We start from the raw sequence: 25,597 nt of genomic DNA, 5'->3' as shown, positions 1-25,597 counted from the left end.
ATGGCCGGGAGACGGGTCCTCGAAGGCCGGGGAGGGGTGGACGGGCGATGAGTCTGGTCAAGCTGGTCGATCCGGTCGCGGCCGAGGAGCTCGGCCGGGTGCACTTCATCGGGATCGGCGGCGCCGGAATGTCGGGCATCGCCCGCATCCTGCTCAAGCGCGGCGTTCCCGTGTCCGGCAGCGACTCGCGCGGCTCGGAGCTGGTGAACGAGCTGCGGGAGCTGGGCGGCAGGATCCACATCGGCCACGCCGCCTCGCACATCAAGAACGTCGACACGGTCGTGGTCTCGACCGCGATCCGCGACTCCAACCCCGAGCTGGGCGAGGCGCTGCGGCAGGGGCTGCGGGTGATTCCCAGGGCCGCCGCGCTGGCCTCCGTCATGGCGGGCCGTACCGGGATCGCCGTCGCGGGGACCCACGGCAAGACCACCACGACCTCGATGCTCACGGTCGCGCTGCAGAAGTGCGGGGCCGACCCGTCCTACTGCGTCGGTGGCCAGCTGGTGACCACCGGTCTCGGCGCCGACGAGGGCGCGGGCGGGGTCTTCGTCGCGGAGGCCGACGAGAGCGACGGCTCCTTCCTCATGCTGGCCCCCGACATAGCGGTGGTGACCAACGTCGAGCCGGACCACCTGGACAACTACGGTGATCCCCGGGCGGTCTACGACAGCTTCGCCAGGTTCGCCGAGCGGATCGGGCAGACGCTGATCGCCTGCGCCGACGACCCCGGTTCCGCGGCCCTGATCCCGATCGCCAGGGCGCGCGGCCTGAAGGTGACGACGTACGGCGAGGCGGAGGGGGCCGACCTCAGGATCACCGAGATCGTCCCCGACGGCCTGGGCGTGTGCTTCACGGTCGTCGGCCACGGGGAGGTCAGGCTCTCGGTCCCCGGCCGCCACAACGCGCTCAACGCCGCCGCGGCGGTCGCGGTCGCGGCGGAGCTGGGGGTCTCCTTCGACGAGATCCGCGACGGGCTGGCCGCCTTCACCGGGGCCAAGCGCCGCTTCGAGGCCAAGGGCGAGGCGGGGGGAGTGGCGGTCTTCGACAGCTACGCCCACCACCCGACCGAGCTGGCCGCCGACCTGCGGGCGGCCCGCGACGTGGTGGCGTCCTTCTCCGGCTCCGGCCGGGTGATCGCGGTCTTCCAGCCGCACCTCTACTCGCGCACCAGGTTCTTCGCCGACGAGTTCGGCGTCGCCCTCGGCCTGGCCGACGAGGCCGTCGTCTTGGACGTCTACGGCGCCCGCGAGGACCCGGAGCCGGGGGTCTCCGGCGCCATGGTCGCCGACAGGGTGCCGCTGCCCGGGGAGCGGGTGGTCTACGCGCCGCAGCGGGAGAGCGTCCCGGCCCTGGTCGCCGGGCGCGCCAGGCCGGGCGACATCGTGCTCACCATGGGCGCGGGTGACGTGACCGAACTCGGTCCCCTGATCGTGGCGGAGCTGGCCGTACGGTGACCCTGGCCGCGGACGCCACGGGGCACGGGCGTCGGGGCCGCAGGGGTCACGGGGTGGAGGCGTGGGACGGGGTGAGGCGATGAACGGGGCGTGGCGGCCCGCCTTCCTGGCGCTGCTGACCGCGGGGGTGGTCGGCAGTGCCGCGTGGCTGGTGTTCTTCTCCTCGGTGCTGGGGGTGCGGGACATCCAGGTGGTGGGCAACCTCACCCTCCCCGCCGAGCAGATCCGGCAGGCGACGGGGGTGGCCGACGGCGCGCCGCTGGCCACCGTGGACGTCGCGGAGGTCGCGGACAGGCTCAGGCGGATCAGGCAGGTCGAGTCGGTCGCGGTCAGCCGCGACTGGCCGGGCACCCTGCGGGTGAAGGTGGTCGAGCGTGAGGCGGTCGCCGCGATCCCGGTCGGCGGGAAGTTCGCGGTCGTCGACCGGCACGGCGTGGTCACCGAGGTGGCGGCCACGGCGCCGCCGATGCTTCCGCTGCTGCGGGTCGATCACCCGCAGACGGGTGATCCCGCCACGGTCGCGGCGCTGACCGTCATAGGCGCGCTGCCGCGGAGCCTGGTCCCGAAGGTGGCCGAGGTCCGCGCTCCCTCGCCGGAGACGGTCTCCCTGCGCCTCAAGGACGGCCGGGAGGTCGTGTGGGGTGGTCCCGACAGGCCTGCCGACAAGGCGGGCATCCTCGCCACGCTGCTGAAACGTCCGGCCGACAGTTACGACGTGAGTTCGCCCGACGTCGTGACGGTGAAGTGATCGACGGCTCGGCGGGCGTTCCCGGAAAGGGACGGCCCGCGACACGCCGGGCACGCTTGCGGCGCGGTTAGTTGACCCACCTGGAGGCAACTCCTACTGTCCGTATCACTCCTCAGGTTGACATAAATCTAAATCTCAACTTGAGGGTGAGGGTTTTGGAAACGACGGCACGGGCCCCGTGCCGCATGAAATTGCAAGTCAACGAGCGGAAAGGCCCCTCGTCGTGGCAGCACCGCAGAACTACCTCGCGGTCATCAAGGTTGTAGGAATCGGCGGAGGCGGAGTCAACGCCGTCAACCGGATGATCGAGGAGGGACTCAAGGGCGTCGAGTTCATCGCCATCAATACCGACGCCCAGGCGCTGCTGATGAGTGACGCCGACGTCAAGCTCGACGTGGGGCGTGAACTCACCCGCGGCCTCGGCGCGGGGGCCAACCCCGAAGTCGGGCGCAAGGCGGCCGAGGACCACCGTGAGGAGATCGAAGAGGTCATCAAGGGCGCCGACATGGTGTTCGTCACCGCCGGAGAGGGCGGTGGCACGGGCACGGGCGGCGCGCCGGTCGTGGCCAACATCGCGCGCTCCCTCGGCGCGCTGACCATCGGCGTGGTGACCCGGCCCTTCAGCTTCGAGGGCAGGCGCCGGGCGATGCAGGCCGAGGCCGGCATCGAGACGCTCCGCGAGGAGGTCGACACCCTCATCGTGATTCCCAACGACCGGCTGCTGTCGATCTCCGACCGGCAGGTGAGCGTGCTCGACGCCTTCAAGGCGGCCGACCAGGTGCTGCTCTCGGGTGTCCAGGGCATCACCGACCTGATCACCACTCCCGGTCTGATCAACCTCGACTTCGCCGACGTGAAGTCGGTCATGTCCGGGGCGGGCTCGGCCCTGATGGGCATCGGGCACGCGCGCGGCGACGACCGGTCGGTCGCGGCGGCCGAGATGGCCGTCTCCAGCCCGCTGCTTGAGGCCAGCATCGACGGCGCGCACGGCGTGCTGCTGTCGATCGCGGGTGGTTCCGACCTCGGGCTCTTCGAGATCAACGAGGCCGCCCAGCTCGTCTCGAACGCGGCGGCGCCCGACGCCAACATCATCTTCGGCACGGTCATCGACGACGCGCTGGGCGACGAGGTGCGGGTCACGGTGATCGCGGCCGGGTTCGACGAGCCCGAGGTGGCGGAGAAGAAGGAGGTGGCGGCGCAGCCGCCGCCGCGCCAGCAGCCCGCGGCGCGTCCCGCGCAGGTCTCGCCGCCCCCCTCGGTCGGTGTGCAGATGCGCCCGCCCGCGCCGACGGTGAAGGTCGAGCCCAGGGTCGAGCCGAGGGCCGAGCAGCCCGCCGCCCCGGTCAGGCCGGTGGTCAGCACGCCGCCTCCGCCGCCCGTGGTCGAGACCCCGCAGCCCGCGCCCCAGCCGTTCCACCACGTCTCCCCGGCGCCGCCCGTCCCGCACACGCCGCCCGCGGCCGAGCAGACCGAGCCGCACAGGGCGGAGGAGCCCGCCGCCCCGCCGGTGTCGATCCCGCGCCCGGCCCCCGAGCCGCCGCAGCCGACCCCGATCTCCGCGAGGGTCCCCGACCCCGCCAGGCGGCCTCGGGTGGTCTTCGAGGAGCAGGAGGAGGAGCTCGACGTTCCCGACTTCCTGAAGTGACATTGCTCACGGCCGGGCGGGCGACGGACCACCTGGCCGTGGCGGGAAGAATGGGCTCCGCCAATTCCCCAGCGTGCGAGCGGCGGAGATGTGACGGAGACAACACGACGTGACGAGATCGCGGCCGGTCTGGCCGGGGTCGAGGCGACCATCGCCGAGGCCTGCCGGGCCGCGGGCCGTACACGCGAGGAGCTGACACTCGTCGCGGTGAGCAAGACCTACCCCGCCTCCGACGTGCGCCTGCTGGCCTCGCTCGGGGTGCGGGACGTGGGGGAGAACCGTGACCAGGAGGCCTCCGTCAAGGCCCGCGAGTGCGCGGACCTGGGGCTCACCTGGCACTTCATCGGTCAGTTGCAGACCAACAAGGTCCGTTCCGTGGTCGGATACGCGGACGTCGTCCACTCGGTCGACCGCCCGCGCCTGGTGACCGCGCTCAGCCACGAGGCGGTCCGGGCGGGCAGGGAGATCACGTGTCTGGTGCAGGTGGCCCTGGACGACGATCCGGGGCGGGGCGGGGTCGTTCCCGCCCAGGTCAAGGCGCTCGCGGACGCGATTGCCGAGGCCGAGGGCCTGCGGCTCGGCGGGGTGATGGCCGTGGCGCCGCTCGGGGAGGAGCCCGGCAGGGCGTTCGCGCGGCTGAGGGAGATCGCGCGAGCCGTACGGGCGGACCATCCGGAGGCGGACGTCATCTCCGCGGGGATGAGCGGTGATCTGGCCGAGGCCGTCGAGAACGGCGCGACACACCTGCGTGTCGGTACGGCGTTGCTCGGTCGCAGAAAGCCCTTCGTCAGGTAATGTCCCTTCAAGTGGACCTTGGCGTCCACATACACATACAGAGGTCGTTCGGTGGTGAGCTCCAAGGGGGTACGGCTACCGCCCCAGACAGGTCGAGGTAAGGCGGAGGAAGAAGTAGCGATGGCCGGCGCGATGCGCAAGATGGCGGTCTACCTCGGTCTTGTCGAGGACGACCGTTACGAGAGATACGACAGCTATCCCGACGACGAGTACGAGGATTTCGAGGACGCGCGCCGACCCGGCGACGAGAGGTCTGGCACGGTCCACGACCGTGAGGACGAGACCGACCCGGGGGTGCCCGCCCCGAGGCCCTCGACGGCTGTTCTGGAGCGTCGTACGACCGATCTGGCGCGTATCACCACACTTCACCCTCGGACCTACAACGAGGCCCGTACGATCGGTGAGCATTTCCGCGACGGTACTCCGGTCATCATGAATTTGACCGAGATGGTTGACAGTGACGCGAAGCGTCTTGTGGATTTCGCGGCAGGTCTTGTCTTTGGCCTACATGGCAGCATTGAACGTGTTACCAACAAGGTGTTCCTGTTGTCCCCTGCCAATGTCGAGGTGACCGCCGAGGACAAGGCTCGAATCGCGGAACGCGGGTTCTTCAACCAGAGCTAGAGTTCCACCATGAACAGTTACCGGCCGGACGGGTCACTACGAGACCGGGGGCGGCGGAACAGCGGAGTGGAGGCGGGCGCAGGCCGTGGGGATCGTTAGTGAGATCGTGGTCGCCGTCCTGTCCCTCTACCTGATTCTGCTGATCGGCAGGATCGTGCTTGAGATGGTGCAGTCGTTCGCACGCCAGTGGCGCCCCACCGGGATCGTCCTGGTCCTGGCGGAGGTCGTGTACACACTGACCGACCCACCTCTCAAGTTCCTCCGACGTTTCATTCCACCACTCCGGTTGGGTACGGTGGCCTTTGACCTAAGCTTCACCCTGCTGTTCATTGGGGTCTTGGGCTTGATCCAACTCGTGTCCGCGCTTCGTTGATCGGGTACCGTCCTCCGGACAGACTCCAAGCGCGCCAAGGAGACCGAAATGCCGCTGACGCCCGCTGATGTGCGGAACAAGCAATTCAGTACGACCCGGCTGAGGCCGGGATACGACGAGGAGGAGGTTGACGCCTTCCTCGACGAGGTCGAGTCGGAGCTCGACCGCCTCATCCAGGAGAACGAGGAGCTCCGCGCCAAGCTGGCGGAGTGCCTCAGGGGCAAGGTGCCCGGCGGAATGGGCATGTCCATGGCGCCCGCTCCGGTGGCCGAGCCCAAACCCGAGATGATGATGCAGCAGCCTGAGCCGATCAGGCCCCCCGAGCCGGTGCCGCACCAGCAGCCCGTCCCCGTCGCGATGGGCATGCCCCCCGCCGAGGACAACATGGACACCGCGGCCCGTGTCCTCGCCCTCGCCCAGCAGACCGCCGACCAGGCGATCGCCGACGCCCGCCGGGAGGCGGACGAGACGGTGACCAGGGCCCGCCGTGAGGCCGACGACATCCTCGGGAAGGCGCGCCGCCAGGCCGAGCAGGTCATCGGCGACGCCCGTGCCCGCGCCGAGACGCTTGAGCGCGACGCCCAGGAGCGTCACCGCCAGGCCATGGGGTCGCTGGTGCAGACCCGTGACGAGCTGGAGCGCAAGGTCGAGGAGCTGCGCAGCTTCGAGCGGGAGTACCGCAGCCGCCTGAAGCTCTACCTGGAGAACCAGCTCGCCGAGCTGACCGTCGCCGCCGAGGGCAGCGGTGGGTTCCCGATCGTGGGCGGCCCGCCCGCGATGTCCCACGCCGTCGCTCCGGGCGGCCAGCCGTCCATCCAGGCCGCGGCCGGTCCTTTCGGCGGCGAGCCCACGCAGCACTCCGGTGCCTTCCAGGGAGTCGACGGCCCGCACAACGACCGCCGCTGACGACCGCCGCCGCTAGGGTTTCGGGTCATCCGTCTGACCCGTATCCAGGAGTTCCTCTGTGATCCTTATCAGCGCTGGTCTGGTGCTCACGGCCATCGTCCTGCTCATCGCGGGATTCGTGATGTCCCAGCCATTCCTGGTCATGTGGTCGATCGCGGTCAGTGTGCTGTCCGCGGTCTTCCTGGTGATCGGTGCGTTGCTACGCCGCCACGAGTTGTTCCCCGCTGGCGGACGCGGCGGGGCAGCTCCGCCGCCTCCGCGCAAGGGGACGGTTCCGCCGGGGCCGCCCGTGCCGAACCAGCCCGTCCTGCAGGCGCCGTTGCCCACGGTGCCGCACGGCGTCAGGCAGCCGACCCCCGTCGTGCCCCAGCCGGGGCCGGGCCGTACGGCGGCCGCGAGGCGGGGTTCCCTCGGCGACGAGGCGCTCGTCCTGGTGATTCCCGGACGTAAGCGCTACCACGTCGCCGGATGCCGTCAGCTGGCCGGCCGGGATCATGAGGAACTCACTCACGAGGAGGCGCGGGAGGAGGGCTTCACGCCCTGCACCACGTGCCTGCCCGAGTTCACCGCGGGACTCCAGCAGGAAGCCCCGCCGGAGACCCGGGAACCCGTGTCCCCTTCCCCCCAGGGGCCGGGCTCCTCCGACCGGAAGGACGTCGCGGGACCCACCTCCCGCACGCCGGTCTCGCCCGGCGCCCCCGACACCCCGGTGACCCGCCCCTACGTCCAGGGCCCCTCGCTCCCTCCCGAGCAGGCCCGCAGGACGGATCAGGGCGCGGGACGGCCGCCCGCCGCGGAACAGCCCGCCCGCCCGCCGGGCCAGGAGCGTCCGCGGACCGAGGAGCGGACCACGCCCCCGCTGCGCGCCGCCGAGTCACCCGTTCCTCCCCAGCCTTCCGCGCAGGCCCCCGAGCCCGGGAAGGCGGAGGACCCCAACGCCACAAGCTGGTTCAGCCGTGACATCGTCCGGCATCTCGTGCCCGATGACGCGTCCGCGGCCGGTCAGGAGAAGGCCGGACAGGAGAAGAAGGACGCCGCCCCCGCGGAGGAGTCCTCGGACAAGACGGCCGAACCCGCTCCCACGCCGGGCACGGCGGAGGGCACCGAGCCGGTGGAGCCGGCCGAGACCGGACCCGGGCGCGCCGGGCGACCGGTGCCGGTCGGCTCCACCTCCACGGACCCCGAGCGGCCCGCCGTACCGGATGCCGTGAAGCCGGAGGCCGGGAAGAAGGCCGCCGTCGAAGGTGACGCGGCCGAGGAGAAGTCTGAGACGGACGAGCCCGAGATGGTCAAGATCATCGTCGGCACCCGCCGCTTCCACAGCCCCACCTGTCCCCTGATCAGGGGCCTGGACGTCATGAAGAGCGTCGGCAGCGGCCTGGAGACCCTCCCCCTGGCCGACGCCGAGGCCGCGGGCATGCGCAGCTGCTCCGTCTGCCGACCGGCCACCTGAGCCTCAGTAGAGGAAGGCGGTCAGGGCGTCGATGACGGCCTGGGGTTGCTCCTCGGGGACGTAGTGGCCACAGGCCGCGACCTCCACGACCGTCACGTCGGTGCCCTTCGAGGGCATCAGCTCGCTCAGGTAGGCGTGGTTGCTCTCGTCGCCACCGAGGACGAGCATCGGCGTCTTCACCCGGCCGTAGGTCCGTTCGTCCTCGATGTCGCGGTTGAAGGTCTGGTACCAGCCGTTGCCCGCGCGTACGGCGTCGGCCGTCGAGTAGGCGTGGGCGTACACCCGCCGGGAGTGCTCGTCGATGGTGGCCGGGTCCTTGGCCTGGCGGTCGAACAGCCAGTCGACGAGCAGCCGGCTGCGGCCGTCGAGCAACTGTTCCGGCAGGCCGCGAACCTGGTTGAAGGCGAACCACCACAGGTAGGGGCGGGCTCCGGCCTCGATGACCGAGCCGACGTGCTGGTCGGGGCCGGGGAGCAGGCCGAAGGAGGTCCAGGTCTCGTCGGGGTGGGCGACGTCCAGCAGTGCGATCCTGTCGACCGCCTCGGGGTGGTTGGCCGCGAAGGCGTAGGCGACCATGGCGCCGATGTCGTGACCCACGACGCTGACGGTCTCCAGGCCCAGGTGGCGGACGAGCGCGTGGATGTCCTCGGCCATGGTCCTCTTGTCGTAGCCGTCATCGGGCTTGTCAGAGCCGCCCATTCCTCGCAGGTCAACGGCGATCACCCGGTGCCGGCGGGCCAGCGCGGGCATGACCTTGTGCCACTGCCACCAGGTCTGCGGCCAGCCGCCGAGCAGGAGCAGCGGCTCGCCTTCGCCGCCCTCGACATAGTGCAGGCCGACCCCGTTCACCCGCGCGTGGCGGCTGGAGAAGGACCCTTCGAGCGAGTGTGCGAGCGCGGCGTCGTGCAGGGACGTGTTCACGGCGTTCCTTTTGGTTCGACTGTACGGTAATTTCGTACTATGACGGTACGAGATGTTCGTACAGTCGAATCGAGGGTGTCAAGTTGGGGGAAGCGGTTGTACGAGAATCCCGTACAGTGTTGGCGTGGCCGTACTGCACCATCCCGCCGCCGGGGAGATCGAGCTGGTCGACGTGCTCGCCGCGCTCGGGCATCCCGTGCGCCTGGACATCGCGCGAGCCCTGGCATCGGGGGAGGAGCGGTTCTGTGGCGAGATCATGCCCGACCTTCCCAAGTCGAGCATGACCCACCACTGGCGGGCCCTGCGTGAGAGCGGGGTGATCCGCCAGCGCAGGGAGGGCCGCAGGCTTTATCTCACGCTGCGCCGCGACGACCTGGAGACCCGCTTCCCCGGCCTGCTCGACCTGGTGCTGAAACCTCCCGCGTGAACGGGCGAGGGGGCGGGCGGCGTGGTGCCACCCGCCCCCTCGGGGTCAGGAGCCGGTCAGACGGTACGGCGGAGCTGGAAGGTCAGCCCCAGGTCGGCGTCGTGGTGGACGGGCAGGTCCTCCGCCGAGCCCTCGGTGAGGGAGTCGGCGAGGATCTCGGCGGCGATCACCGAGCCCTGGGCGCGCAGGGCCTCGGCCAGGTCGGCGTCGGCGGCCGACCACCACACCTCGATCCGGTCGGTGATGGCCAGGCCGGTGGACTTGCGGGCGTCCTGGAGCAGGCGGATGGCGTCGCGGGTCAGACCCGCCCTGCGCAGCTCGTCGGTGATGGCCAGGTCGAGCGCGACCGTCTCACCGGTGCCGGTGTCGATCGCCCCGGTCTCCACAGCCCAGCCGGTCTTCGGCTGCTCGGTGACGATGACCTCCTCGGCGGTCAGCTCGACCGTGCCCAGCTCACCCGCCTCGACCGCGACGGCCGACCCCGAGCGCAGCGCGCGGGCCAGCCCGGCGGCGTCGGCCGCGCCGACGGCGGAGGCGACCAGCTTGGTCTGCGAGCCGAACCGCCTGCCCAGGGCGCGGAAGTTGGGCTTGACCGTGAAGGAGACCAGGTCGGCCTCGACGCCGCCGAGGTTCTCAAGCCGCTGCACGTTCAGCTCCTCGGCGATCAGGTCGCGCAGCTCCTGGGAGAGCGCGCCCCAGCCCCTGGCCCCGACCAGCGCGCGGCCGAGGGGCTGCCGGGTCTTCACGCCGGAGGAGGCGCGGGCGGAGCGGCCAAGCTCGACCAGGCGGCGCACCAGCGCCATCTGCTCTGAAAGCTCACGGTTGAGCAGCTCCTCCTTCACCGTGGGCCAGGTGGTCAGGTGTACCGAGGAGGGGGCACCGGTGTCGCGGAGCACGTCCCAGACGTAGTCGGTCAGGAACGGCGTCACCGGGGCCATCAGGCGGGTGACGGTCTCCAGGCACTCGTACAGCGTGGCGAACGCCGAGGTGTCGCCGGACCAGAACCGGCGCCGGGAGCGGCGCACGTACCAGTTGGACAGGTCGTCGAGGAAGTCGGCGAGGCGCCGCCCGACCTTCGCGGTGTCGAACTCCTCCATCGACGCCGTGACCTCGGCCACCGTACGGTGCAGCTCGGCGAGTGCCCAGCGGTCGATCAGCGGCCGCTCGTCGTACGGCGGGGCCTCGGCGAGCTGGGCCGGCGACCAGGACTCGGCGTTGGCGTAGAGGGTGAAGAAGGAGGTCGTGTTCCAGTAGGTCAGCAGGACCTTGCGGACGATCTCCTCAAGGGCGGCGTGCCCGACCCTGCGGGCGGCCCACGGGGAGCCGGAGCAGGCCATGTACCAGCGCAGCGCGTCGGCGCCGTGCTTGTCCATCAGCGGGATCGGCTGCAGCACGTTGCCCAGGTGCTTGCTCATCTTGCGGCCGTCCTCGGCGAGGATCAGGCCCAGGCAGAGCACGTTCTCGTAGGACGACCTGCCGAAGACCAGCGTGCCGACCGCCATCAGCGAGTAGAACCAGCCACGCGTCTGGTCGGTCGCCTCACAGATGAACTGCGCGGGATAGGCCTTGGCGAAGACGTCCTCGTTGAGGTACGGCGCGCCCCACTGGGCGAAGGGCATGGAGCCCGAGTCGTACCAGGCGTCGATCACGTCCGGCACCCGGCGCGCCTCGGCGCCGCAGGTGGGACAGGGCAGCGTCACGTCGTCCACGTAGGGGCGGTGCGGGTCGAGGGCCGAGACGTCCTGGCCCGCCAGGCCGCCGAGCTCCTCAAGAGAGCCGACGCAGGTGACGTGGGAGTCGTCCGCCGAGCAGACCCACAGCGGCAGCGGGGTGCCCCAGTAGCGCGAGCGGGACAGCGACCAGTCCACGTTGTTGCGCAGCCACTCGCCGAAGCGGCCCCACTTGATCGTCTCGGGGAACCAGTTGGTCTTCTCGTTCTCGGCGAGCATCTGGTCCTTGACCGCGGTGGTGCGGATGTACCACGCGGGCAGCGCGTAGTACAGCAGCGCCGTGTGGCAGCGCCAGCAGTGCGGGTAGCTGTGCTCGAAGTGGTCGCCCCGGTACAGCAGGCCGCGGTCCCGCAGGTCGGCGGTCAGGCCCTCGTCGGCGTCCTTGAAGAACTGGCCGCCCACCTGGGGCACGTCGTCGAGGAAGCGCCCGTCGGGGCCGATCGGGTTGACCACGGGCAGGCCGTACCGCTTGCAGGTGGTCATGTCGTCGGCGCCGAAGGCGGGAGCCTGGTGGACCAGGCCGGTGCCGTCCTCGGTGGTGACGTAGGTGCCGAGCACCACATAGTGCGCGCCGGGGATGTCCACCAGGTCGAAGGGCCGCGAGTAGGTGGTGTGCTCAAGGTCGCTGCCCAGGAAGGTGGCCAGCACCTCGGCGCCCTCACCGAGGGCGGAGACCAGCAGCGGCTCGGCGACGACCAGCACCTCGTCGGAGCCCGCCGGGCGCGCCGCGACGTAGGTCACCTCGGGGTGCACGGCCACGGCCGTGTTGGACACCAGCGTCCACGGGGTGGTGGTCCAGATCAGCAGCGAGGCGCCGAGATCGGCCAGCGGGCCCGAGGTCGCGGGCATCCGGACGTAGACCGACGGGCTGGTCACGGTCTCGTAGCCGCCGGGCTGGCCCAGCTCGTGGTCGGACAGGCCGGTGCCGCAGCGCGGGCAGTACGGCGTGATCCGGAAGTCACGGCTGAGGAGGCCCTTGTCGAAGATGACCTTGAGCGACCACCAGACCGACTCCACGTAGGAGGGGTCCATCGTGCGGTAGGCCTGGGACAGGTCGATCCAGTAGCCCATGCGCTCGGTCAGCTCTTCGAAGGCGTCCACGTGCCGCAGCACCGACTCGCGGCACCGGGCGTTGAACTCGGCGATGCCGTACGCCTCGATGTCCTTCTTGCCGGACAGGCCGAGTTCCTTCTCGACGCCGACCTCGACGGGCAGGCCGTGACAGTCCCAGCCCGCCTTGCGGGGGACGTTGTAGCCGAGCATGGAGCGGTAGCGGGGGAAGACGTCCTTGAAGACGCGGGCCTCGACGTGGTGCACGCCGGGCATGCCGTTGGCGGTCGGCGGGCCCTCGTAGAAGACCCAGTTGGGGCCGTCGGCGTTCTGCTCGACCGAGCGCTCGAAGACCTTGCCGTCCCGCCAGCGGCCGAGCACCTCGTGTTCGAGCGCAGGAAGATCGACCTGCGCGGGAAGAGAGCGGAAATAGGCGGACATGACGGGCTGGACCTCCACGCTGGCGCTGGCAGTGGCGTGGAGGGACGAGACCGTACGGCCCCGCGGTACCACCCTCCTTGACCTTCGCGAGAAGGCCCTCTTCCTTCGGGTCTGCTGCCGGTTCTACTGGGCGGCGCCGTTCGCGCGGCCGTTCCTCCGGCGGCTCAGGGGTGATCTTCTCTCCGGGCATCGCCCCGGGCTCGCACCGTCCCCGGGTCGCTCGTGCGAGGGGCTCGGAGGTACTCGTCCCCATCAACGCCTTGCAGGCTCACACCCTAACGTACGGGCACGCGCGAAACTTCCCGATTTTCCCCGGCGATGTCAAGGCTCGGGCGGAATCCGGGGAGGGGGGCCGGATGTTACGGGAGTGGTAAACATCACGGCGGGTCGTTTGCCGTTCTGTTATGGGGGACCTAAGCTGCCCGCACCGTTTACCACACCGGATACGGTCCGATCGAGCAAGGAGGCCGCCATGGCCGCGACCGTACGCGCGGACGAGAGCGCGGTAGCCCCGTCGGGGAACGGCGGCACCGTCACCTGGACGGCCGAGGAACTCGCCGAGGTCCGCGAGAGGCTGACCGCGGAGATCGACGAGCTGAACCAGGAGATCCTCAAGGCCGAGAGCGAGATCGCCTCGGGTGACGTCACGGACGGAGCCGGGGACGATCAGGCCGACGCGGGTGCCCGGACGTATGAGCGGGAACGCGAGATCGCCCTTACCCTGAATTCGCGCGACCTGGTCGCGCAGAACGAACGGGCGATCGCCCGGATCGACGCAGGGACCTACGGAGTGTGCGAATCGTGCCACAAGCCGATCGGAAAGGAGCGCCTCCAGGCGTTCCCGAGGGCGACGCTGTGCGTGGCCTGCAAGCAGCGGGAGGAGCGGCGCTGACCGGAGAGACGACCGTGGAGGGTCCCGGCGGGGACCCGCGGAGATCTCCGCGCAGGAGGCGTGTCGCGCTGCTGGCCGCGCTCGCGGTGGTCGTCTACGGCCTTGATCTGGCGACGAAGACGGCCGTGCTGAGGACCCTGGAGGGCAAGGACCCGCTCGTGCTGATCCCCGGGCTGCTCCAGTTCCGGGTGATCTTCAACGCGGGGGCCGCCTTCAGTATCGGCACGGGCATGACCATCGTGTTCACGATCATCGCGGCCAGCGTCGTGGTCGCCATCCTGCGTACCGCGCGCAAGCTGCGCAGCCTTCCGTGGGCCATCACGCTCGGCCTGATGCTCGGCGGGGCGCTGGGCAACCTGACCGACCGGCTCTTTCGGGCTCCGGGCGGGTTCCAGGGGCACGTCGTCGACTTCGTCGAGGTCTTCCCCAGCCACTTCCCGGTGTTCAACGTCGCCGACTCGGCGATCGTCTGCGGCGGAATCCTGGCCGTCTACCTGGCCTGGCGCGGCTACCAGCTCGACGGCACCCGTGACGGCGCCCACGACGAGCAGGAGCCGGAGATCCAGGACGAGGAAGGTTCCATCGACAGGGCGGAGAGCAGGAACGATGGCTGAGCAGCGGAGTCTCCCCGTCCCCGACGGGCTTGAGGGCGAACGGCTCGACGCGGCCCTGTCCCGGCTGTTCGGGTTCTCGCGGACCCGGGCGGCGGAGCTGATCGTGGACGGGGACGTGCTGGTCGACGGCTCGCCCGCGGCCAAGTCCGACCGGGTCCACGCGGGCGCGTGGCTGGACGTCACCCTGCCGCCCCCGCCGAGCGCGCCGACCCCGGTCGCCGAACCTGTCCCCGGCATGACGATCGTCCACGAGGACGACGACATCGTCGTCGTCAACAAGCCGATCGGGGTGGCCGCCCACCCGACCACGGGCTGGACCGGCCCGACCGTGATCGGCGGCCTGCTCGGCACCGGGCACCGGGTCGCGACCAGCGGCGCCGCCGAGCGCCAGGGCATCGTGCACCGCCTGGACGCCAACACCACCGGCGCGATGGTCGTGGCCAAGAGCGAGCACGCCTACTCGCGGCTGAAGCGGGCCTTCAAGGAGCGCACCGTGGAGAAGCGCTACCACGCGCTGGTCCAGGGGCACCCCGACCCGCTGCGCGGCACCGTGGACGCGCCGATCGACCGCCATCCCTCGGGGGACGGCCGGTTCGCGGTCGTCGCGGGCGGCAAGGACTCGGTCACCCACTACGACACGATCGAGGCCTTCCGCGCCGCCTCACTGCTCGACATCAAGCTGGAGACCGGCAGGACCCACCAGATCAGGGTCCACATGTCGGCGTTGCGCCACCCGTGCGTCGGCGACATGATGTACGGCGCCGACCCCACGCTGGCCGCGCGGCTCGGCGTCTCCCGCCAGTGGCTGCACGCGGTCTCCCTGGCCTTCGAGCACCCCGTGACGGGCGAGTGGATGACCTTCACCACCGACTATCCCGACGACCTCGCCCACGCGCTGAAGGTCGTCGGCGAGGAGTCCTGGTAATCCGGTAGGGCGTCAGGAGAGCTCGGCGAGGGCGTTCAGGGCGTCGGCCGGGGCCACCTCGCCGACCGGCTCCTGCTCCTGGTCGTCCTCGGGGGCCTGTTCGGGGATGTCCTCGCCGCCGTCCTCGGCCGGACCGGGGTCCTGCTCCTCGTCCTGGCTCTTGTCTGGCTTGTCGTCCTTGGGGGGCTTCTCCTTCTTCGGGGGAGCGGGAGACTCGCTCGCCTCCGGCTTCCCGGTCTTCTCGGGTTCCGCCGGCTTCTCGGGCTTGTTCTGCGGGGTCTCCGGGGTGGTACGGCTCTCGCCGCTCTCCTGCTTCCGCTCTGGGGCGGGGTCCTTCTTCGCGGGCAGCCGTGCCTGCTCCGGCTTCGTCGCGGGGGTGCGCTCGCTCGGAGAGACCCCCGCCGGGGTGACCGGCCCCCGCAGGGCTGGGGGAGCGGAGCTCATGGCGACCCAGGCCGCCGCGCTCGCGGTCGCGGTGACCGCGAGCGCGGCGACGGCGACAGCGGCCACACCCCGCCGCCGTCGTCGAGGGGCCGGGGAGCCGGAGGCGACAGTCCGCCCGGCCACGGCCACGGCCTCGTTCACGGCCTCGTTCGCGGCGACCACGCCCACAGGCCCCGTCGCCGGTGGGGAGGGCAGGTCGATCGGCATGGTCTCCTGCGGGGCGATGCCGTTCACGATGGAGCGCAGGCGGACCTGCACGTCCTGGGCGGCCATGCGCTGCGCGGGGTCCTTACGGAGCAGCCCGTGGATCACCGGTCCCAGCGGTCCGGCGAGCTTCATGGGGGCCGGTTCCTCGTGCATGACCGCGCTGAGCGTGGCCAGCGGGTGGGCGCGCTCGAAGGGGGAGCGCCCCTCGACCGCGACGTAGAGCGTCACCCCCAGCGACCACAGGTCGGAGGCGAACTCCGCCGGTCCTCCGCCCGCCCGCTCGGGCGCGATGAACGCCGGGGTGCCGATGAGGGCTCCGGTCCTGGTGACCGACGAGTCGCCCTCAAGCACGGCGATGCCGAAGTCGGTCAGTACGGCCCGGCCGTCCCTGGCCAGCAGTACGTTGTCCGGTTTGACGTCGCGGTGCAGCACGCCCGCGTGGTGGGCGGCCACCAGCGCGCTGAGCACGTCGAGCCCGACGCGGGCCGCCCGGTCGGCGGGCAGCGGCCCGTCCTCGCGGACCACCGCCCCGAGCGTCCTGGACTCGACGAGTTGCATGACGATCCACGGACGCCCGCGTTCCTCGATCACGTCGTAGACCGTCGCGACGCCCGGATGGCCGATCCTGCCTGCGGCCCGCGCCTCCCTGAGCGTTCTGACGGTGAAGACCTCACGCTCCGGGCCCGTCAGGTCCGGAGAGGGGATGACCTCCTTGACCGCGACATCGCGGCCGAGCACCTCGTCCTTCGCCCGCCAGACCGTGCCCATGCCCCCACGGCCGATGTGCTCGAGCAGCCGGTAACGGGCGCCGATGACCTCTCCAGAGTCGGACATGGGCCTCGTCTACCCGTGATACGTCCCGGTATTCAGGATGAACTACGCAGATCACCGCAACAGTTGGCGTCCGGTCATGAAGCCCGGTCATCCCCGCTCAGCCAACCAGCCAGCGCAGCGCCGCGGTGACGACGGCGGCGCTGGCGAGCACCACGAGGAAGGGGGCGCGCAGCAGCAGCGCGACGACGGCGGCGCCGAGCCCCGCCGTACGCGGCCAGTCCAGGTGCAGCGACTGACCGTGCGCGAACATCTGCACCGCGATCAGCGCGGCGAGCAGCGCGACCGGGACCAGCGCGGCGAAGCGCTGCACCCGGGGGTGGTCGAGCAGCCTGCGCGGCGCGGAGATCCCGGCCAGCTTCAGCGCGTAGCACCCGGCACAGGTGACGATCACGGCCCACCACGCGGCGCTCATCGGGGCCTCCTCAGGGTCACGGCGAGTACGGCCACCGAGGCGACCAGCACGGGCACCCCGGGAGGGGTGAACGGGGTCACGGCCAGCGCGATCGCGGCGCCGGCCCCCGCGACCAGCCGCAGCGCGCCCTTCTCGGGGCCGTCACCGGTGAGCCTGGGCCACAGGATCGCCAGGAAGGTCGCGGGCCCGACCACGTCCAGGCCGAGCGTCGCGGGATCGGCGACCCACGAGGTGCCGACCGCGCCGAGCAGGGTGGTGAGGTTCCAGGTCAGGTAGAGGCTGGCGAACGTGACGAGGAACCCCCTCCTGGCCGACTCCTCGTCGGGCTGGGCCAGGGCGACCGCCGTCGTCTCGTCGATCACGCCGTGGGCGGTGAGGAACCTGGCTTTTCCCCTGGCGCCGAGCACGTCGGCCATGCGCAGGCCGTACAGGCTGTTGCGGGCTCCCAGCAGCAGGGCGCCCGCGGTGCCCGCGAGGAGGTTCCCGCCGCCCGCGATGACGCCCGCCAGGGCGAACTGTGAGGCTCCGGTGAAGGCGAACAGGCTCAGCACGCACGCCTGGGCGACGCTCAGTCCCGCGGTGACCGCGCTGGCGCCGAACGCGACGCCGGACAGTCCGACGGCGATCCCCACCCCCAGTCCGTCCCTTGTCGCTGAGGAACGAGTGGATATTTCCATGTTGGTGAGGTTATGTGGAGCTTTCCGGCTCGGTCTTGTACGTTCCTGCACGTTGGTACGCGGCCGGGGGGACACCGACGATCCGCTTGAAGTGCCTGGTCAGATGGGCCTGGTCGGTGAAGCCGACGTCCGCGGCGACCTGGGCGGCGGGCACTCCCGCGGTGAGCAGGCCACGCGCCCTGGCGACCCGCAGCGTGTTCAGGTAGGCGTGCGGGGGCAGCCCGGTCGCCGCCTTGAAGGCCCTGATCAGGGCGAACGGCTTCGCCCTCACGGCCAGCGCCAGGTCCTCGATCGTCGGCGGATCGACGAGCCGCTCGTGCAGGATCTCCCGCGCGAGCCGTACGGCGAGGTCGTTGTCGCCCGGATGGGTGCTCTCCTGGGGAAGGCGGGCGGCGTGCAGGCGCAGCAGCGTGCCGAAGGCAGCGCGGGCCAGCGTCGAGGAGGCCAGGCTGTCACCGTGCTCGGCCGCGTCGTGCGCCTTCCTGAGCAGCGCGGCGCCCCGCGCGCTGGAGACGACGGGCTCGGGGAAGTACGGCGTGCCCCGCCCGGCGAGCAGCTCCTCGGCGATCTCGGTCAGCACCTCGACGGAGGGGTAGAGCATCCGGTACGCCCAGCCTCCCGGCTCGCCCGCGTGCCCGTTGTGCGCCTGGTCGGGATCGACCAGGACCACGCTCCCCGCGCCCGCGCGGTGCCGCGACCCCCGGTAGTCGAACTCCTCGACCCCGGACAGGATCACCCCGATCGCGTAGCCCGCGTGGGCGTGCCGGGTGAACCAGTGGGTCACGTATCTCGCCTTGAGCAGATCGACCCCGGGCAGCGCCGGATTGCGCCAGAAGTGCGCAGTCTCCTTCGTCTCCAGTGGTCTCTCCAGGCCCGACCCCCGGCCGGTCACGGACGGAAGGTCTCGGTGAACCTGTCGAAGAACGCCCGGTCCCACTCGGACTCGGGACTCTCCCAGTAGATCGCGTAGGGACGGCCCGTGATCGTGTGGAACCCCCGGTCCAGGACGTGTGTCCGGACGCCGTTCTTCAGGTAGGTGAACTCCCAGTCGGCCGCCTCCACACCACGGTAGCGCAGCGGTGTGATGCCGATCCGCTCGTAGCCCGGCCACAGCTTCTCGACCACGCGGTCCTTCTCAAGCTTCTCCCAGTGCCTGACCGGGTCCTTCTCCGGGTCGTCGGTCGACTCGATCCACAGCAGGGCGGACGAACCGGCCTTCCTGAACTCCACCCGGTCACGCCCGGGGAAGCGCTTGCTCGCCCAGCCGCGCGGCAGGGCCACGGTGAAGCCCATCACCGGGTCCTTGTAGTACTGCCAGCCCTCGGGCAGCCTGGCCGGGCGCGCCGTGGGAGAGGCCGTGGGGGACGGGCGCGGGCTCTTCGACGGCTTGGCGGACGGGCTCGGCGGGGCGGATGTCGCGGGAGGGGTCACGGTCCGGCCGTCACCGAGGTTGTCCACGAGGAACCACCCTCCGGCGCCGAGCCCCGCGACCAGCACCGGTATCCCCACGATCAGGGCCGTCCGCCGTACGGCCGTCCGCCGCGAGGTCACCGGCTCACCGGGCGCGGCACGCCTGCCCCGCCGCCCACCGGACCTCCGGTACGACGGCTCGGTGCCGTGGGACGACGCGGGATGGTGCCCGCCGAACGGGTCGGCGGACAGTGGATACCCCCCCTGGGGATGGAAACCCGCCTGGGCGGGCTCGCCGGGAGGCGCCTGGCCACCCGGATGGTAGGCCTGGAAGGGGTCGTTGGGGTAGGCGGGCTGCCCGGCCCGGGTCCCGCCGTCGCGGATCTGCGGGTACGGCGTCTGCCCGGCGGCCGACGGGTCGTGGGGCGTCCCGGACAGGCCGGGGTGCCACGGGGCGGCGTTCTGCGGGGGGATCCCCGGCTGGGGGGTCGGCTGCCGCCAGGCCTCACCGCCGTGGCGGGGGTCCGCGTACGGTGCCTCGCTCGGATACGGCGGAGCGGGAGGGAGGGGGTCGCTCAGAGGGTCGTCCAGAGGGGAGGCGGGACGGCCGTGCCGGGAGGCTCCCGCGGCCCCCGCCGTCTCGGTGCAGGCGCGGGTGAGCAGCGTCTCGGCCGCGTCCGCGCTCAGCCGGGCGGCGGGCTCCCTGGCCATCAGGCCGAGGATCGCCGAGACGAGGGAGCCGGTGTGGGACATGGGGCTCGGCTCGCCGTTCAGGACGGCCATCATGGTCGCCGCGGCCGTCGGCCGTTCGAACGGCGGACGCCCCTCAAGGGCCGCGTACAGCGTCGCCCCCAGCGACCACAGGTCCGACTCGGGGGTCGCGGGCATGCCGTGCAGCCGCTCGGGAGGCAGGAACGCCGGGGTGCCGACCATCCCCCCGGTGCGGGTGATCCCGGTCTCCTGCGTCATGGAGGCGATGCCGAAGTCGGTCAGCACCACCCGGCCGTCGTCGGCCAGCAGTACGTTCTCCGGCTTGACGTCACGGTGCAGCACCCCGGCCGTGTGCGCGGCCCGCAGCGCGCCGAGCACCTGCAGCCCGACCGCGGCGACCCGCGCCGGGGGCAGCGGCCCGCCCCGGCGCACCACCTCGCCGAGGGAGCGCGAGCGGACCAGCTGCATGACGATCCAGGGCCGCCCCTCCTCCTCGACCACGTCGTGCACGATGATCACGGAGGGGTGGTCGAGCCGTCCGGCGCTCCTGGCCTCCCGGATCGTCCGCCGGTTCAGGTCGGCCCGCGCGGCCTCGTCGATCCCGCGGTAACGGACCTCCTTGACCGCCACGACCCGGTCGAGAAGCTCGTCGTGGGAACGCCAGACGACGCCCATTCCGCCTTCGCCGATGGGTTCGAGCAGGCGGTACCGGCCCGCGACCTTCCGTTCGGTCATTCTCTCCAGCCCCTCCCAAACCCACGCATCGTAGCCGGTTGGGAGGCTCGCCTACTTTTTGGAGGAGAAGGTCGCCGTGAATCCCTTGAAGAGGGCGAGGTTCTTGTCCCACTCGTCGGCCATGGTGTGCCAGTAGATCGCGTAGCCCCTGCCACCCTCGGTCACGAAGCCCCGGTCGATCACGCGCGCCTTGCCGGAACTCGTGTTCCAGGTGAACTCCCAGTCGGCGGCCTTCTTCATGTAGTCGACCTTCTCGATCTGGATGCGCTTGTAGCCGGGGAAGTTGCCCCTGCTGTAGCGCTCCTGGTCCTCCCAGTCCTTCTTCGGGTCGGAGTTGGGAGTGTTGGTGTACTCGATCAGCAGGTAGCTCACCCGGTCGGGACCGCGGAACCACACCGAGGGGCCGGAACGACGGTCGACGTCCCACCCCTTGGGCAGGCCGACGGAGAACCCGTTGGAGTCCTTGTGCGTGCGCCAGCCCTCGGGCAGCCCGGACTCCTTCTCCTTCTCTTCGTCCTTGTCCGTGGGGGTGCTCTCCGTGGGACTGGGACTGGGGCTCTCCGCGGGCTCGGTGGAGTTCTCGGAGACCGGCTCCGTGGCCGTCTCCGCGGGCTTGTCGGCGGCCCCGACGGAGTCACCCGACCCGCCCGCCTCGCTCGACTCGCTTGATCCGCTCGGCCTGGGCTCGGGCAGACCGCCCGCCCTTCCGGAGCGCATCCCGAGATAGCCCGCGACCAGCATGATGAGCACCAGCACGGGCACGAGCAGCAGCAGCCACCGCCGTAGCGGCGGCATGGAGTCCCAGTTCCAGGGAGACTTTCCGCCCCCCGAGGGCGACGTGGGGAAGAACTCCACGGCCGGGGGAACGGACGGCGCCGGGGGGACGGACCTGGTCTCGGGACGCGAGACGGGCACCGGAGGCCGTACCGATGGGGCGGGCTCACGCCTGACCGCGGGCTCGGCGGGTCTGGGGGGACTCACGGGGCGCGGCGGCACCGGCTTGGCGGCGGGCCTCGGCGTGACCTTGCGCGTCACCGGCTGCGGTGCGGCCTGCGGGCTCTTCTGTACGGCCTGCTGGGCGGGCTTGGCGGCCGGTTTCGACGGCGGTTTCGACGGGGGCTTCGCGGCGGGCCGGTTCGCCGCCCCGGAGACGGGGGCGGCCGGGGGCCGGTCTCCGCGCGCCTGGGGCTCCTCGGCCGTGGAGGAGCCCAGCTTCACTCCCGTCGCGGGCACGGCCTCCGGGCGGTACTGGACGCCCGGGTCGGTCTCGGCGCTCGCCTCGCCCGCGACGGCGGGCATGACGGCCGTCCTGGCGGGCTGGCGCCGTTCCTGGGGGCTCTCCGCCACCTGGCGCAGCAGCCGGGCCGCCTCGTCGTAGGACATCCGCAGGTCGGGGTCCTTGCGCAGCAGCCCTTCGAGCACGGGCGCCAGCGGTCCGGCGTGGACGGGCGGTTCGGGCTCGTCGTTCAGTACGGCGTGCATGGTCGGCAGCGCCCCGCCCCGGTCGTGCGGGGGCTTGCCCTCGACGGCCGCGTACAGCGTCGCCCCAAGGGACCACAGGTCGGACTCGCGCTGCGCGGTCCCGGTCTTGATCCGCTCCGGCGGGATGAACGCGGGCGTGCCCGCGATCCCCGTCATGGTCAGCGCGGTCTCGGTCTCCAGCGTCGCGATGCCGAAGTCGGTCAGCACCACCCGGCCGTCGTCGGCCAGCAGCACGTTCTCCGGCTTGACGTCACGGTGCAGCACCCCCTGGGCGTGGGCGGCGCGCAGTGCCTCAAGGACCTGCGACCCGATCTCCGCCACCCGCCGGTACGGCAGCGGCCCCTCCTGGCGAATCACCTTGCCGAGCGAGCGGGACTCGACCAGCTGCATGACGATCCAGGGCCTGCCGTCCTCCTCGACCACGTCGTGGACGACGACCACGTTGGGGTGCGTCAGCCGCCCCGCCGCCCGCGCCTCGCGCTTGGTGCGGCGGTTGAAGTCCTCCTGGCTGTCCTCGCCGAGCATGTCGGCGTAGCGGACCTCCTTGACGGCGACCTCACGGTCGAGGAACTCGTCGTGCGCCCGCCAGACGATGCCCATCCCGCCCCGGCCGATGGGTTCGAGCAGGTGGTAACGGGAGGCGACGCGACGTCCCTCAGGCTGTGCTTCGGCCATCGATCGCACCTCCCCCTTTCTGGAACCACCGAATACTCTCATAGGCCGAGGAGGGTGATCGACTCTCCGGAGATCTGGATCTCCCTACCCCTCGCAGTGCGCTGGCCTGCGAGTGGCGCCTGGGACGAGGATGCCCTATCGTCTTTTTCATGACGTTCTACTTCGTGTTTACCGAGCCGGCTCCGGGGAGCCGGTCGTGAAAGCGTGATGTAGCGACCGTTCGGAGCCGGCACAAGGCAGAGACAGGGTCTCTGCCTTTTTTGTTTCTTACGATTCGCCGGCCCATGGGAATGCGTGCCGGCTGAGTATGGGAGCCGAGATGTCGTTGACCGCAGACCTGGAGCGCCACCTGGAACGCGGAGCCGTACGGGTGGGGACGCTCGCGGTGGGAGCGGGACCGGCCGTGGTGATCGGCGGCGAGGGGGCGCAGGCCCGCTGGATCAGCCTGCGTGACCACCATGGGCGGATACCCGCTGCCAGGGCCGTCGCCGAGGCCCGCGCCGGATGGTCGGGGCCCCTGCTGGTCGAGCCGTTCTCCGCCGCCGACCTGCGGGAGATCGCGGCCAACGCCGACGGGGTCGTGATCGGCGCGGCCTGGATGCAGGACTTCCAGTTGGTCAGGGCGGTCGCCAGGCTCGGGCTTCCGGTCGTCGTGCAGCGCGGTCCCGCCGCGACGCTTCAGGAGTGGCTGGCCATCGCCGACTACTGCGTGGCGGAGGGCAACGACCAGGTGGTGCTGTGCGAGAGCGGCAGCCGTACGCACCCCCTGGACCTGGCCCTGATGCGGGAGGCGCGGCGGAGCTCGGGCAGGCCGGTGCTGGTCGATCTCGGTGAGGACCCCACGCTGGCCGCGGCGGCGGTCGCCGCGGGGGCCGACGGCCTCCTGCTCGCCCCCGGGGCGACCGAGCAGGCCGCGCTGGACGCCGGTGAGGTCGCCAGGATCGTCGGCGTGGTCGTCCGCTGGGAGAGGCCGGGTTCGGTGCCCGAGGCCCGCGGCGCCATCGACCGGGTGGACGCGGTCCTGGCCGTGCTGCTGGAGCGCCGCGCGGAGCTGGCGGGCACCATCCAGCGGCTCAAGCCCGTCGGCGGTTTCGCGGGCCGCGACATGGACCGTGAGCGCCGCCTGGTCGCCGAGATGGCCCGCCGCGCCCCCACCCTCGGTGAGGAGCGCCTGGCCCCCATCATGAACGCCGTCATCGAGGCCGGGCTCCATCTCGCCGAGGAGCGCGCCTCGGGCCTCGACTGACCTTCGGAAGGCTCACGGCTCCGGCGCGGGGCGGAGGGCGAGGCGGCGGCGGGCGGTCGCGGTGAGACGGGACAGGCGGGCGGTCTCCTCGGTGAGGACCTCGCGGCCGTGCTCCGTCAGGTCGTAGTAGCGGCGGTGGCGGCCCTCGACGACCTCCTCGCCCGCCACGGTCACCAGGCCGTCGGTGGCCAGCCGGTCCAGGGCGCCGTACAGCGTGCCCGCGCCGAGCCGTACCCGATCCTCGGACAGCTCCCGCACGGTTTTGGTCACGCCGTATCCGTGCAGGGGGCCCTCGGAAAGGGCCAGCAGGATCAGGTAACTCTGCTCGCGTAAGCCCACGGTCGATATATATCGTGCAACGTACTATTGATCAAGGGGTGTTCCGGTCGAACGGCGTGAGCCGACGATCCGCCACCCGGCGACGATCCCGGCGACCAGCAGCGGGATGCAGAAGAAGGCCACGCGCTGGTCGTCGTCGGCGAACGGCATCAGGAACACCACGAGGCCGAGGAAGGCCAGGCTGCCCCAGCCGGTGTACGGCGCGCCGGGCATCCGGAACGAGGGGCGGACGAGCAGACCCTTGTCCGCCGCCTCACGCAGCCGGATCTGGCACATCAGCAGGGTTCCCCAGGTCGTGACGACCCCGAGGGAGGCGACCGCGGTCGCGATGTTGAAGGCGCGCTCGGGCACGAAGTAGTAGAGGACGACCCCGGCCACGAACACGCCCGCCGTGATGAGGATGCCGCCGTAGGGGACGTGACGGGAGCCGATCTTCCCCGCGAACGCCGGGGCCTCGCCCTTGACGGCCATGGCCCGCAGGATGCGCCCGGTGGAGTACAGGCCGGAGTTGCACGACGACATGGCCGCCGTGATCACGATGAGGTTCATGACGTCGGCAGCCCAGGGGGCGCCGAGAGCGGCGAAGACCGTGACGAACGGCGACTGGCCGGGGCCGTACGCCGTCCACGGCAGGACCATGGCCAGCAGCAGCACCGAGCCGACGTAGAAGATCGCGATCCGCCAGATCACGCCGTTGATCGCCCTCGGGATGACCTGCCTGGGGTTCTTCGTCTCGCCCGCGGCGATGCCGACCAGCTCGATCGCGGAGTAGGCGAAGATCACCGACTGCATGCTCATCAGGACCACGGGGAAGCCGTTGGGGAAGAAGCCCCCGTGCGCGACGAGGTTGCCCAGGCCCGCCGTACTCCCGCCGAGTGAGGTGCCGAAGGCGACCAGCGCCAGGGCGACCACCAGGAAGGCGCAGATGGCCAGGACCTTGAGCATGGCGAACCAGAACTCCAGCTCGCCGAAGAGCCGCACCGACAGGAGGTTGACGACCAGCACGGACGCCAGCGCGATGAGCGCGGTCACCCAGCGGGGGAAGTGCGGCGCCCACATCCCTACATAGGTGGAGATGGCGGTCAGTTCGGCGATGCCGGTGAAGGCCCAGTTGACCCAGTACATCCAGCCGCTGGCGAAGGCGGCCCACGGGCCGAGGAAGTCACCGGCGTACTCGACGAACGACCCCGAGGTCGGTTTGTAGAGGACCAGCTCGCCCAGGGCCCGCATGACGAAGAAGGCGGCGAGCCCGGCGGCGGCGTACGACAGCACGAGGGCGGGACCGGCCGCGTGCAGCCGCCCGCCCGCCCCGAGGAACAGGCCGACGCCGATCGCGCCACCGATCGCGATCATCTGCACCTGGCGGTTGCCGAGCGCGTGGACGTAGCCCTCGCCGCCCTCGTCCGTCTTCATGGGTCCCCCCGTCA

General features: G+C 71.2%; 23 protein-coding genes and 1 pseudogene. 14 read left to right on the top strand and 10 right to left on the bottom strand.

Going from position 1 to position 25,597, the window contains the following annotated elements; genetic code table 11:
* Positions 1 to 47: 47 nt before the first annotated feature.
* The 8 genes from murC to FHS44_RS14300 all read left to right on the top strand — a co-directional run bounded on the left by murC (position 48) and on the right by FHS44_RS14300 (position 7,998).
* Positions 48 to 1,454 (top strand): UDP-N-acetylmuramate--L-alanine ligase, encoded by a 1,407-nt coding sequence (gene murC / locus FHS44_RS14335; protein ID WP_184714492.1) that lies wholly within the window; start codon positions 48 to 50, stop codon positions 1,452 to 1,454.
* A gap of 61 nt (positions 1,455 to 1,515) precedes the next feature.
* On the top strand, positions 1,516 to 2,202 hold the full coding sequence (locus FHS44_RS14330; protein WP_312863655.1) for a cell division protein FtsQ/DivIB: 687 nt from the start codon (positions 1,516 to 1,518) through the stop codon (positions 2,200 to 2,202).
* A gap of 223 nt (positions 2,203 to 2,425) precedes the next feature.
* Positions 2,426 to 3,847: a cell division protein FtsZ gene (gene ftsZ / locus FHS44_RS14325; protein ID WP_184714490.1), complete on the top strand. Its 1,422-nt coding sequence runs from the start codon at positions 2,426 to 2,428 to the stop codon at positions 3,845 to 3,847.
* A 90-nt stretch (positions 3,848 to 3,937) separates the two neighbouring features.
* Positions 3,938 to 4,642 carry a YggS family pyridoxal phosphate-dependent enzyme gene (locus tag FHS44_RS14320; RefSeq protein ID WP_184714488.1) on the top strand — a complete coding sequence of 235 codons (705 nt, stop codon included), beginning with the start codon at positions 3,938 to 3,940 and terminating at the stop codon, positions 4,640 to 4,642.
* A 120-nt stretch (positions 4,643 to 4,762) separates the two neighbouring features.
* Positions 4,763 to 5,266: a cell division protein SepF gene (locus FHS44_RS14315; RefSeq protein WP_184714486.1), complete on the top strand. Its 504-nt coding sequence runs from the start codon at positions 4,763 to 4,765 to the stop codon at positions 5,264 to 5,266.
* Between the two features lie 85 nt (positions 5,267 to 5,351).
* Positions 5,352 to 5,639 carry a YggT family protein gene (locus FHS44_RS14310; protein ID WP_184714484.1) on the top strand — a complete coding sequence of 96 codons (288 nt, stop codon included), beginning with the start codon at positions 5,352 to 5,354 and terminating at the stop codon, positions 5,637 to 5,639.
* Positions 5,640 to 5,687: 48 nt separating this feature from the next.
* Positions 5,688 to 6,545, top strand: coding sequence for a DivIVA domain-containing protein (locus FHS44_RS14305; protein ID WP_184714482.1), 858 nt, complete (start codon positions 5,688 to 5,690; stop codon positions 6,543 to 6,545).
* 58 nt (positions 6,546 to 6,603) lie between these two features.
* A complete protein-coding gene (locus tag FHS44_RS14300; RefSeq protein WP_184714480.1) occupies positions 6,604 to 7,998 on the top strand; it encodes a hypothetical protein in 1,395 nt (464 codons plus the stop codon).
* 3 nt (positions 7,999 to 8,001) lie between these two features.
* Here the strand turns inward: FHS44_RS14300 and FHS44_RS14295 are convergent, their stop codons facing one another.
* On the bottom strand, positions 8,002 to 8,919 hold the full coding sequence (locus FHS44_RS14295; protein WP_312863654.1) for an alpha/beta fold hydrolase: 918 nt from the start codon (positions 8,917 to 8,919) through the stop codon (positions 8,002 to 8,004).
* A gap of 124 nt (positions 8,920 to 9,043) precedes the next feature.
* Here FHS44_RS14295 and FHS44_RS14290 point away from each other — a divergent pair, with 124 nt between their 5' ends.
* Positions 9,044 to 9,346, top strand: coding sequence for an ArsR/SmtB family transcription factor (locus tag FHS44_RS14290; protein WP_184714478.1), 303 nt, complete (start codon positions 9,044 to 9,046; stop codon positions 9,344 to 9,346).
* A 56-nt stretch (positions 9,347 to 9,402) separates the two neighbouring features.
* Here the strand turns inward: FHS44_RS14290 and ileS are convergent, their stop codons facing one another.
* On the bottom strand, positions 9,403 to 12,567 hold the full coding sequence (gene ileS, locus FHS44_RS14285; RefSeq protein WP_184714476.1) for an isoleucine--tRNA ligase: 3,165 nt from the start codon (positions 12,565 to 12,567) through the stop codon (positions 9,403 to 9,405).
* 472 nt (positions 12,568 to 13,039) lie between these two features.
* Between ileS and FHS44_RS14280 the strand changes: the two genes are divergently transcribed.
* Genes FHS44_RS14280 through FHS44_RS14270 form a run of 3 tightly spaced genes read left to right on the top strand, consistent with a single transcriptional unit; the run spans position 13,040 to position 14,998 of the window.
* On the top strand, positions 13,040 to 13,459 hold the full coding sequence (locus FHS44_RS14280; protein WP_184714473.1) for a TraR/DksA family transcriptional regulator: 420 nt from the start codon (positions 13,040 to 13,042) through the stop codon (positions 13,457 to 13,459).
* On the top strand, positions 13,423 to 14,073 hold the full coding sequence (gene lspA / locus FHS44_RS14275) for a signal peptidase II (protein ID WP_184714471.1): 651 nt from the start codon (positions 13,423 to 13,425) through the stop codon (positions 14,071 to 14,073). Before FHS44_RS14280 ends, lspA begins: the two co-directional genes overlap by 37 nt.
* A complete protein-coding gene (locus FHS44_RS14270) occupies positions 14,066 to 14,998 on the top strand; it encodes an RluA family pseudouridine synthase (RefSeq protein ID WP_184714469.1) in 933 nt (310 codons plus the stop codon). Before lspA ends, FHS44_RS14270 begins: the two co-directional genes overlap by 8 nt.
* 12 nt (positions 14,999 to 15,010) lie before the next feature.
* Here FHS44_RS14270 and FHS44_RS14265 read toward each other — a convergent pair whose 3' ends face one another.
* The 6 genes from FHS44_RS14265 to FHS44_RS14240 all read right to left on the bottom strand — a co-directional run bounded on the left by FHS44_RS14265 (position 15,011) and on the right by FHS44_RS14240 (position 22,585).
* Entirely contained in the window at positions 15,011 to 16,483 is a 1,473-nt protein-coding gene (locus FHS44_RS14265) for a serine/threonine-protein kinase (RefSeq protein WP_184714467.1), read from the bottom strand.
* A gap of 97 nt (positions 16,484 to 16,580) precedes the next feature.
* Positions 16,581 to 16,895, bottom strand: coding sequence for a branched-chain amino acid transport AzlD family protein (locus FHS44_RS14260; RefSeq protein ID WP_184714465.1), 315 nt, complete (start codon positions 16,893 to 16,895; stop codon positions 16,581 to 16,583).
* Positions 16,892 to 17,572, bottom strand: a complete 681-nt coding sequence (locus FHS44_RS14255; protein ID WP_184714463.1) for an AzlC family ABC transporter permease — start codon at positions 17,570 to 17,572, stop codon at positions 16,892 to 16,894. Before FHS44_RS14255 ends, FHS44_RS14260 begins: the two co-directional genes overlap by 4 nt.
* A gap of 10 nt (positions 17,573 to 17,582) precedes the next feature.
* Positions 17,583 to 18,464 (bottom strand): AraC family transcriptional regulator, encoded by an 882-nt coding sequence (locus FHS44_RS14250; protein ID WP_312863653.1) that lies wholly within the window; start codon positions 18,462 to 18,464, stop codon positions 17,583 to 17,585.
* The gene (locus tag FHS44_RS14245) at positions 18,461 to 20,428 is read right to left on the bottom strand and encodes a serine/threonine-protein kinase (protein WP_184714461.1); all 1,968 of its coding nucleotides are present in this window, start codon (positions 20,426 to 20,428) and stop codon (positions 18,461 to 18,463) included. The genes FHS44_RS14250 and FHS44_RS14245 overlap by 4 nt, the downstream gene beginning before the upstream one ends.
* 51 nt (positions 20,429 to 20,479) lie before the next feature.
* Positions 20,480 to 22,585: a serine/threonine-protein kinase gene (locus FHS44_RS14240; protein WP_184714459.1), complete on the bottom strand. Its 2,106-nt coding sequence runs from the start codon at positions 22,583 to 22,585 to the stop codon at positions 20,480 to 20,482.
* A gap of 307 nt (positions 22,586 to 22,892) precedes the next feature.
* On the opposite strand from FHS44_RS14240, the pseudogene FHS44_RS40980 reads away from it, so the two are divergent.
* Both FHS44_RS40980 and FHS44_RS40975 read left to right on the top strand, forming a co-directional pair.
* Positions 22,893 to 23,354 (top strand): annotated as a pseudogene (locus FHS44_RS40980) (hypothetical protein); the annotation flags it as partial.
* A 171-nt stretch (positions 23,355 to 23,525) separates the two neighbouring features.
* Positions 23,526 to 23,831 carry a chorismate mutase gene (locus tag FHS44_RS40975; protein ID WP_312863674.1) on the top strand — a complete coding sequence of 102 codons (306 nt, stop codon included), beginning with the start codon at positions 23,526 to 23,528 and terminating at the stop codon, positions 23,829 to 23,831.
* Between the two features lie 12 nt (positions 23,832 to 23,843).
* Here the strand turns inward: FHS44_RS40975 and FHS44_RS14230 are convergent, their stop codons facing one another.
* Positions 23,844 to 24,170, bottom strand: a complete 327-nt coding sequence (locus FHS44_RS14230; RefSeq protein WP_184714457.1) for a PadR family transcriptional regulator — start codon at positions 24,168 to 24,170, stop codon at positions 23,844 to 23,846.
* Positions 24,171 to 24,194: 24 nt separating this feature from the next.
* Complete coding sequence (locus FHS44_RS14225) at positions 24,195 to 25,583, bottom strand: amino acid permease (protein ID WP_184714455.1); 1,389 nt, start codon at positions 25,581 to 25,583, stop codon at positions 24,195 to 24,197.
* Between the last annotated feature and the right edge of the window lie 14 nt (positions 25,584 to 25,597).

The organism is Streptosporangium saharense, assembly GCF_014203715.1.
GTDB lineage: Bacteria > Actinomycetota > Actinomycetes > Streptosporangiales > Streptosporangiaceae > Streptosporangium > Streptosporangium saharense.
This window is presented reverse-complemented; position numbering and strand designations above follow the sequence as displayed.